The 8,074-nt window shown below is 36.0% G+C and carries 5 protein-coding genes and 1 pseudogene; 3 read left to right on the forward strand and 3 right to left on the reverse strand.

Annotated features, from left to right (window positions below; translation table 11 throughout):
* Positions 1–107: 107 nt before the first annotated feature.
* Entirely contained in the window at positions 108–1,874 is a 1,767-nt protein-coding gene (locus Q0791_RS10725) for an NAD(P)-binding domain-containing protein (protein WP_299005918.1), read from the reverse strand.
* Between the two features lie 524 nt (positions 1,875–2,398).
* Between Q0791_RS10725 and Q0791_RS10730 the strand changes: the two genes are divergently transcribed.
* Positions 2,399–4,090, forward strand: coding sequence for a cyclic peptide export ABC transporter (locus Q0791_RS10730; protein WP_299005921.1), 1,692 nt, complete (start codon positions 2,399–2,401; stop codon positions 4,088–4,090).
* Positions 4,091–4,092: 2 nt separating this feature from the next.
* Complete coding sequence (locus tag Q0791_RS10735) at positions 4,093–5,172, forward strand: prohibitin family protein (RefSeq protein WP_299005924.1); 1,080 nt, start codon at positions 4,093–4,095, stop codon at positions 5,170–5,172.
* A 28-nt stretch (positions 5,173–5,200) separates the two neighbouring features.
* Here Q0791_RS10735 and Q0791_RS10740 read toward each other — a convergent pair.
* Together Q0791_RS10740 and Q0791_RS10745 are read right to left on the reverse strand one after the other, a co-directional pair.
* Positions 5,201–5,344, reverse strand: a pseudogene (locus tag Q0791_RS10740) (transposase); the annotation flags it as partial.
* Positions 5,345–5,479: 135 nt separating this feature from the next.
* Complete coding sequence (locus Q0791_RS10745; protein ID WP_299005926.1) at positions 5,480–6,646, reverse strand: nucleotide sugar dehydrogenase; 1,167 nt, start codon at positions 6,644–6,646, stop codon at positions 5,480–5,482.
* Positions 6,647–7,021: 375 nt separating this feature from the next.
* Here Q0791_RS10745 and Q0791_RS10750 point away from each other — a divergent pair, with 375 nt between their 5' ends.
* Positions 7,022–7,966 (forward strand): ketopantoate reductase C-terminal domain-containing protein, encoded by a 945-nt coding sequence (locus tag Q0791_RS10750; RefSeq protein WP_299005928.1) that lies wholly within the window; start codon positions 7,022–7,024, stop codon positions 7,964–7,966.
* The last annotated feature ends 108 nt before the right edge of the window (positions 7,967–8,074 follow it).

Below are 8,074 nucleotides of genomic sequence, written 5' to 3' on the forward strand. Positions count from 1 at the left end.
GGTTACCGTTTATTTAATTATATTTATGAATACTTTAATTCTTAAGGTTCAGCTTATGAGACCAGAATAGGTTATAACGGCGAGGATGCTTAATAATAAAATGATAATTACCAAGAATCAATCTCATTTTTTATTTCTTTCCTGTTTTTTAAGAATTTACTAAGTTTAAATATTAGTGAAGGTAAGAGTAAAAAGAATAACGGTAGTAAAATTATATTAGAAAGTAAAAGTGAATACTTACTGATGGCCTCTACAGTAATATTAATTAACATAATTACAGGAGCTATAAAAAATGAGACTACTCTTCTGAATTTAATGAATTTACGGTCTGTATAATAATTTTCACAGTACGGGAATATATTGAGAACTGTTGATGTTAGGTAGAAAGGGATAGTTTTTAAAACTGGGTGTATTTGTTTTTTTAAGTGTGATAAGGCTTTATGGTATAAATCATCTTGGTTTAATAAATATTTGCAATTATTATGTGGAGCTATAATAATTGATAAAAAATCTTTGGGGTGCTCCTTGAGTAACCTCCTATAATCTGGTTCAATATTTGACCAAATTGCTAATTTTTCCTGATATTTGATAAAATCAACCAATCCACTAATTCTTTTTGATTCCAACCCAAATCTTTTATCATAATACTCTTTATCTTTTTGTATCATGTTTTCCATTATTGTCTTTGTGGGTAAGCTTATTTCATTTACAAATACTTTGGCTATGCATATTGCTTGCACTTCAGATATAGCAGTTATTGAGCCTACTATAGGCCTAGCAAAACCACAGAAAGTCAGCGTTGGATCTTTGGCATGAAAGATTAAATTGAAATTATCATACATACTGCTTATTCTAAAGGTTTTTGGTAAAAATTCAAAATATTCTTTGTATCCAGTACATAAAACAATCGCATCGCATTCTCCTGAACTACCGTCAGAAAAATGAATGATACTTCCATCACATTTATCGATATTAGATTTTGGATGTATTAAATTTAAATGTACACGGCTAATCATCTCAGCATTTTTGTTGAAAAACTTAGTTTGATAAGGTGCAGTTGTTTCCCACTCTTTTATACCATGTCCACATTTTCCCTCTTCTTGCGTGATACTTGCTGCATAGGCAGCATCATCTGTTGGATCAATTATTGTTCTCAAAACAGAAGAATATTGATCTAACGTTAATATTTGTGGATGATATACAGATTTAGTGTATTTACTGACAATCCATTGCCCATTTGGTGAAGATAAAAACAATTTATTACTGTAGCTTGAAATTTCAACGGCGATGTCACTAGCAGTTTCACCACTGCCATAAATTAAAATATTTTTGTTTATAAATCTGTCAAATCCACTTTTTAAAGTACAACTATGCATTACTTCATTCGTAAAAGAAGAGAAAAGTTTTTTATCAAGAATGTCTGTATTCGGATGTTGATGTATTCCTGAACATATAATTACAAATTTAGAATGATATAACATATTTTTTTGACATTTTATCATCCATACATTATTTTCTTTTGTAATTGATTCAACGAATGAATTTAGTTTAATGTTTTTACTCAAGTTAAAATTTTTAATGTAACTTTCTAGATAGTTAAGAATTTGAGTGTGAGTTGGAAATGGTGGAATATCATCTGGCATAGGAAAATCAGACATTTCAGTTACAGGTTTAGATGAGGTAGTTCTGGTTGAGGAAATGACACCTCCCGTTTCAGTATTACTCTCATCAAAATGCCATACTCCTGCAAAGTAATTATTTTTTTCTAAAACTAAACAGCTTAAACCATGTGCTAGCATGTATTTGCAGGCAACAATACCAGACCAACCAGCACCAACAATAATAACATCGTAATCAGTTTCTTTATTTTCCATAATTAATCTAGTAGTATAAATTCATGATTATAAACTTAGCAGTAAACTCGAAAAATGTCCGAGGCAATTAGTCCCTGTATCAGGAACAGACACCATAGGCTCTTGCCATCTGCAATCATTTCTTTCACGACTCGGTAGCCTACTACATGAGGCTGTCATGTACTCCAACCTTCCCAGACCGTCATCCAACTTTGCTATTGATTGATGCGCCCATTTAAGCTCACGTCCTGCCAAAAGATTAAATAATCGCAGACGAAAACAGAGTGTAAAATGATACCCTACAAGCCCATCTTGACAACCTCTAAAATTACAACTAACTTTCATTAACAATCTCTTTCTTATTTGAAAAATCAGTTTAATAAAAAACGAAAATGTTAGCGAAAACCAACAGGCGACGCATTACAAAAAACAACAATTAAGTTATGTTATTTCAATATGTTAGACTAAGTTCAATTGAAATATTTACGTGCAATTCAACAATAATTTCAAAGGCAGTACTGAATATAAAATAACGGATTATCATTATGACAGTGTTCGCTCTTATCAACCGAGACACTCATTTAAAAAAAAGCGCCTACTCCTATCTAATACTCGCTAGTCTCTCAGGTCTGTGTAATGCGCTTATATTAGCCATTATCAATATCACCGCAGATAATGTATCCGCAATTCAATACAACAATCAAATCCTCTATTTTCTTGTCTTTTTTATTTTTGCCGTCGCTACTTACTGTCTTGCCCAGCAACAACTAATGCTGCGGTTTAGCTCTCATATTGAGCAGATGCTAAACGATATTAGACTTACGATCATCTCCCACATACGGCAGTGTGACTTTCACGACATTGAAGAAATTAATAGTGAACGCATCTACATTACACTCAGCAAGGAACTAGAAATCATTTCTCAATCATCTCAACTATTGGTAACTGGAGGGCAAGTAAGTATATTACTGTTATTTCTTCTTCTGTACGTGCTTTGGTTATCTGTAGCCGCATTTATTGTGTTGCTTGCCTGTTTCTCAATAGGCATATTGCTCCATTTGCATGACTTAAAAAAAACGAACAATAATATTGAAACTAGCTTCAAATATGAAAATCGAATTATTGCTCGGCTTATGGATATTCTGAAAGGTTTTCGCGAAATAAAGTTAAATCGCAAACGTGCCAATGCCATCCATTCATTGTACAACAAAGACTCTGCTGCACTCACCGCATCAAGAAAGAAAGTAAAATCATCTTATATTAATAACTTTGTGATGTCACAAGCCTCTTACTTAAGCATAATTGGAACCATTGTTTTCATCATTCCCATTATATTTACGGTCGACCCAGAGACTGTTCTCAAATTAACTGTGGCACTGTTATTTATGGCAGGGCCTATTAGCATCATCATTTCGACAGTTCCAATCTATACTGATGCTAATGCAGCGGCAAAAAATATCTTTCAATTGGAAGCTGATTTGGCATCGCATCAGAAAGTTAATTCAGATGCTAATATTTTAACAGATTTTAACGAGATAAAGCTAAAAGATGTCAGTTTTAGCTATAAAAAGTCCCAAGACGAGAAGCTATTCGAGGTAGGTCCATTGGACTTTACCCTGAAAAAAGGCAAAACAGTTATTATTACAGGTAGTAATGGCAGTGGAAAAACCACCTTGATCCATCTGTTAACTGGGTTATATCACCCTAAAAAAGGGGCTATCTCTATTGATGGTAGACAAGTCATCGACGCAGAGTTAGATGCTTTTAGAAATCTGTTCACCTCTGTCTTCTCGGATTTTCATTTGTTCCAACATTTATATGGCATTGATGAATATTCACAAGAAGAAGCCGAAGAGTGGTTTGAATTTCTTGAAATCTCTGAAAAAGTTTATTTGAATAATAACCGATTTAGTAATGTAGACTTGTCAACCGGACAAAAAAAACGTCTGGCGCTATTGAGTTGTATTTTAGAAAACCGCCCTATATTTATTCTCGATGAATGGGCCGCAGATCAAGATCCGGAATTTCGATCTAAATTTTATCATCAAATTTTGCCACGACTAAAAGCGGCCAATAAAACAATCGTCGCTATTTCTCATGATGACAAATATTTTCATTTAGCTGACACTCAGATAAAAATGGCCGATGGTAAAATAATTGAGGTGAACGAATTAGATTCCGCTACCCCCACACCTTCAAACATTTCTCCCGATAATACTGAAAACAAGGACTGTTAGGTATGATAGTAGAATTTTCTGTTTTATATGTCATCAGTGTCATTATATTGGCCATTGTTGTGTTGTTTTCATTTCTATATGGGGTAATTGCTTTTTATCGAAAACGGCGCCCTGAATTTGTTGACTACTTAAAAAGACTACGTATCAATATCACCTTGTCCTTATTGACCATTGGGCTCTTAGCTTTGATCATTGTACCAGTTGTGCTGCTCCCTATCCCCTCAGGCCATATGGGAGTGCTTTGGAAAAGGTTTGATGGTGGGGTTCAGTTGGATCAAGTCTTTCCGGAAGGAACGGTTCTTGTTTTACCTTGGGACGAATTAACGACTTACTCTACTCGCTTTCAGGTTTTTGAAGAGAATGTTGAAGCCGTATCGTCAGAAGGCTTGAAGATGACACTTGATGTGATGGTAAGGTACCGCCCAATACGAGCCAAACTACCATATCTGCACAAATTGGTCGGACAGGAATATGCAAGCCGTCTTGTCTTTCCTGAACTCGCCTCCTCATCTCGGCAAATAGTGTCTCAGCACCCCGTCGAAGACACTTATTCTTTAAAGCGGGAACAAGTTCAAAATGAAATATTTGCTTCAATCGAAACTGGCGTGCATCTCAATGCAATGGACTTGCAAAATCTCGTCAAAATGGATGGTGAAGCGGCTACAGATATCATACGTTTTGTAGAGTTGGAAGATGTATTGATTAAAACTGTCACTTTGCCTGCAAAGACCAATGAGGCGATCACGGCTAAGGTTAATCAACAACATCTCGATCAGGAATATGCATTACGCCTTGAAGTCGCCAAGAAAGAGGCACAACGAAAAGAAATAGAAGCAGAGGGGATTGCGGCGTTTCAGGCAAAAGTGATTGACGGAATATCCGAAACCTACTTACGTTGGCGGGGCATTGAAGCAACCCTTGAACTGGCTCAATCACAGAATGCAAAAATTGTCTTAATAGGCGGTGGTAAAGACAGTTTGCCTCTCATTCTCAATACTGAAGACAGTACTCAAACAACGCTTGTGCCATCATCGTCAAATTCTCAGGATATTTTTGGTTTGATCGAAAACTCAGATGACTGAAGTAGACAACAGCATTATGGAACATAGCCAAAAGATCATTGGCTCTGGCTGTTTCAATCACGTTGTACAACATGTCACTGGTTTCTGCATCTTTATTATAGATATTAAATAACCAGTTCTTTTGGCCGAACACAAACTGCTTAATTGCGCGCTCAGCACGATTATTGTCAATCTAGTTGCATCACCTCTAGAAATAGGACTTGCAGGCACGGACGCTTATTTAAGCTTGACTTGCGTTCCTTGTATTTCACACTGCTTGCAGTGGTATTTTAATCTAATTTTATCAATAAGTTAAATTAGATTAATATTAATCCATACCAAATAAATCGCGAGTATAGACTTTTCCGAGCACATCCTGTAATTCCTCGTCCATACGGTTTGAAACAATCACATCCGATATTGCTTTAAAATCGGCTAATGAGTCGATAACCTTTGAATGAAAAAACGTCTTTTCCTCCATAATAGGCTCATAAATGACCACCTTAATCCCCTTAGCTTTAATCCGCTTCATAATACCTAATATTGATGAAGCTCTAAAATTATCGGACCCTGACTTCATAATCAGCCGATAGATACCAACCGTTTCGGGTCCTTTATTGATAATAGATTGAGCAATAAAATCTTTTCGAGTCACATTCGCTTCAACAATGGCTCGAATTAAGTTATTAGGCACATCTTCATAATTGGCTAATAATTGCTTACTGTCTTTTGGCAAACAATAGCCGCCAAAGCCAAAAGAAGGATTATGATAATAATCGCCAATACGCGGATCCAGCCCCACCCCTTGAATAATTTGCTTTGACGATAACTGATGTGTCTCTGCATAAGTATCAAGTTCATTAAAGTACGCTACTCGCATGGCTAAATAGGTATTTGAAAAAAGCTTAACGGCCTCAGCTTCAGTGGGATCAGTAAATAAAACAGGAATATTCGACTTACTCGCTCCTTCAACTAATAAAGCAGCAAAAGTCTTGGCTCGCTCTGAGCGTTCACCAACAATGATCCGCGAGGGATATAAATTATCATATACCGCTTTTCCTTCTCGTAAAAACTCTGGCGAAAATACAATATTATGATGACCTGTTTCTGCAATAAGTCGCTGAGTAAAGCCAACGGGCACTGTTGATTTAATGATAATAACAGCAGTAGGATTGATTTTAATGACATCTTCAATCACTGTTTCCACTAAATGCGTATCAAAATAGTTAGTATCAGGATCATAATTTGTCGGTGTCGCAACAATAATATAATCCGCCTCTTTAAAAGCGATATTTTTGTCATGAGTCGCTCTTAATGCTAAAGAGTGAGTTGCTAAATAGTGTTCAGCTTCAGCATCCTTAATGGGTGACATTCTGTCATTAACTAAATCAACCTTAAGCTTGTCAATATCATAGGCAATAACTTGATTGTGTTGCGCTAAGATAATCGCATTTGATAATCCAACATAGCCTATTCCAGCAATCGCAATTTTCATAAACTCTTTTTCCATGCTTAATCTATCAAAAAAATTGAAGACAACTTCCCTTTACCGCTATCTGCTAGCAGATTAACGAGTGACTGCTGATGTTTTAGCGTTAACTAAAGCACGTTAAAAAGCATTCAAAGATCAGCAAGCCTTTTGGTAATTTAGGTAAACAGCAATTAAGTATCTGTTTAAGATGCAGTATTTCCGTATGAATATCAAGCCTTTTGCTGGATCTTTTACTGTGAACATTTTAGGACTTATATTAGACACTCAGCCTCTTCTTTTGATAAAATCTAAATGAATATTGAGTTGTGAATTATTGAGTTGTGAATAGTTGCTTTTTTTGCGATCATAATCACTTAACTTATCCAGTGTAAAAAATTGATGAAAATATCCATTATTGGTATCGGCGCAATAGGCGGTTACATTGCAGCGCACCTCTTAAAACATCATCAAAATCAAGTACAGTTATTGGTCAAAACCGATAGTACTTTGTCTACGAGCACCCCCTTATTCGTCACTGGACTCACGCAATTGAGTGCCACAATAGATGAAGTGATCTATGACACTCACCAACTTAATGGTGATGTCATTTTTGTCACCACTAAGTCAACGGCAAATGACACGCTATTTAAGTCACTTAGCCACCTAAAACATAAAATTTTTATTATTTTACAAAATGGCATTGGCGCAGAAGCAAAACTGGCAAAATACATTGACAAAAGCAATACGATTATCGGTGCCATTTCCAACATCAAAGTGACTAAAGGTAAGCAAATTGGAGAAGTGGTATTACATAGCCACTTTCGTAATCTGGTTTATGCAGTGGTCCAGCCCAGTCAACCACCTCTTCAACAGCAGAACAAGCTAGCCTTCTTACCCACACTGTTTAAATCAATTTTTAACGATGTACACGCCCTAAAAAACATTTATCAGGTTCGATTTCCCAAACTTATGATCAATATTGCCTGCAATGCCGCTTCTATCATTCATGATAAAACCTTTTATGGACTCGCCCACAATCAAAAAAGCCGAAAAATGATCCACTCACTCTCTGAAGAAGTCCGTCAAGTGAGTCAATGTTACGGTGTAACAATAAAAGCGAATATGATGGAAGATATCATTAATAGTTTTAATGCCCCTCAGTATAAAGATGTTTATTTTAGTATGAAACAAGATTTTGATTCAGGACTTCCCCTTGAAATGAAATATGTCTTTTATCACTTTATTCAACTAGCAGAAAAAGCCAATATTCCCGTTCCAGCCACGAGGCATGCCATTCTTGAACTACGCAATCGACTACAGACTCGAGATTCAGCCCCGCTATAGCGCAATCAATATAAAATGATAGTGCTCAGCCCTTAGGTGTCCCCTTATATAAAGCAGCCACATCAAGGGTTTTGAGGTAAAATACTCCAAACAACCATAATAAGCTCA

The organism is uncultured Shewanella sp. (assembly GCF_947495455.1).
Lineage (GTDB): Bacteria > Pseudomonadota > Gammaproteobacteria > Enterobacterales > Shewanellaceae > Shewanella.

Coding starts and splice junctions, on each gene's coding strand:
- Q0791_RS10725 (WP_299005918.1), bottom strand. CDS start 1,874: ATGGAAAATAAAGAAACTGATTACGATGTTATTATTGTTGGTGCTGGT.
- Q0791_RS10735 (WP_299005924.1), top strand. CDS start 4,093: ATGATAGTAGAATTTTCTGTTTTATATGTCATCAGTGTCATTATATTG.
- Q0791_RS10750 (WP_299005928.1), top strand. CDS start 7,022: ATGAAAATATCCATTATTGGTATCGGCGCAATAGGCGGTTACATTGCA.
- Q0791_RS10745 (WP_299005926.1), bottom strand. CDS start 6,646: ATGAAAATTGCGATTGCTGGAATAGGCTATGTTGGATTATCAAATGCG.
- Q0791_RS10730 (WP_299005921.1), top strand. CDS start 2,399: ATGACAGTGTTCGCTCTTATCAACCGAGACACTCATTTAAAAAAAAGC.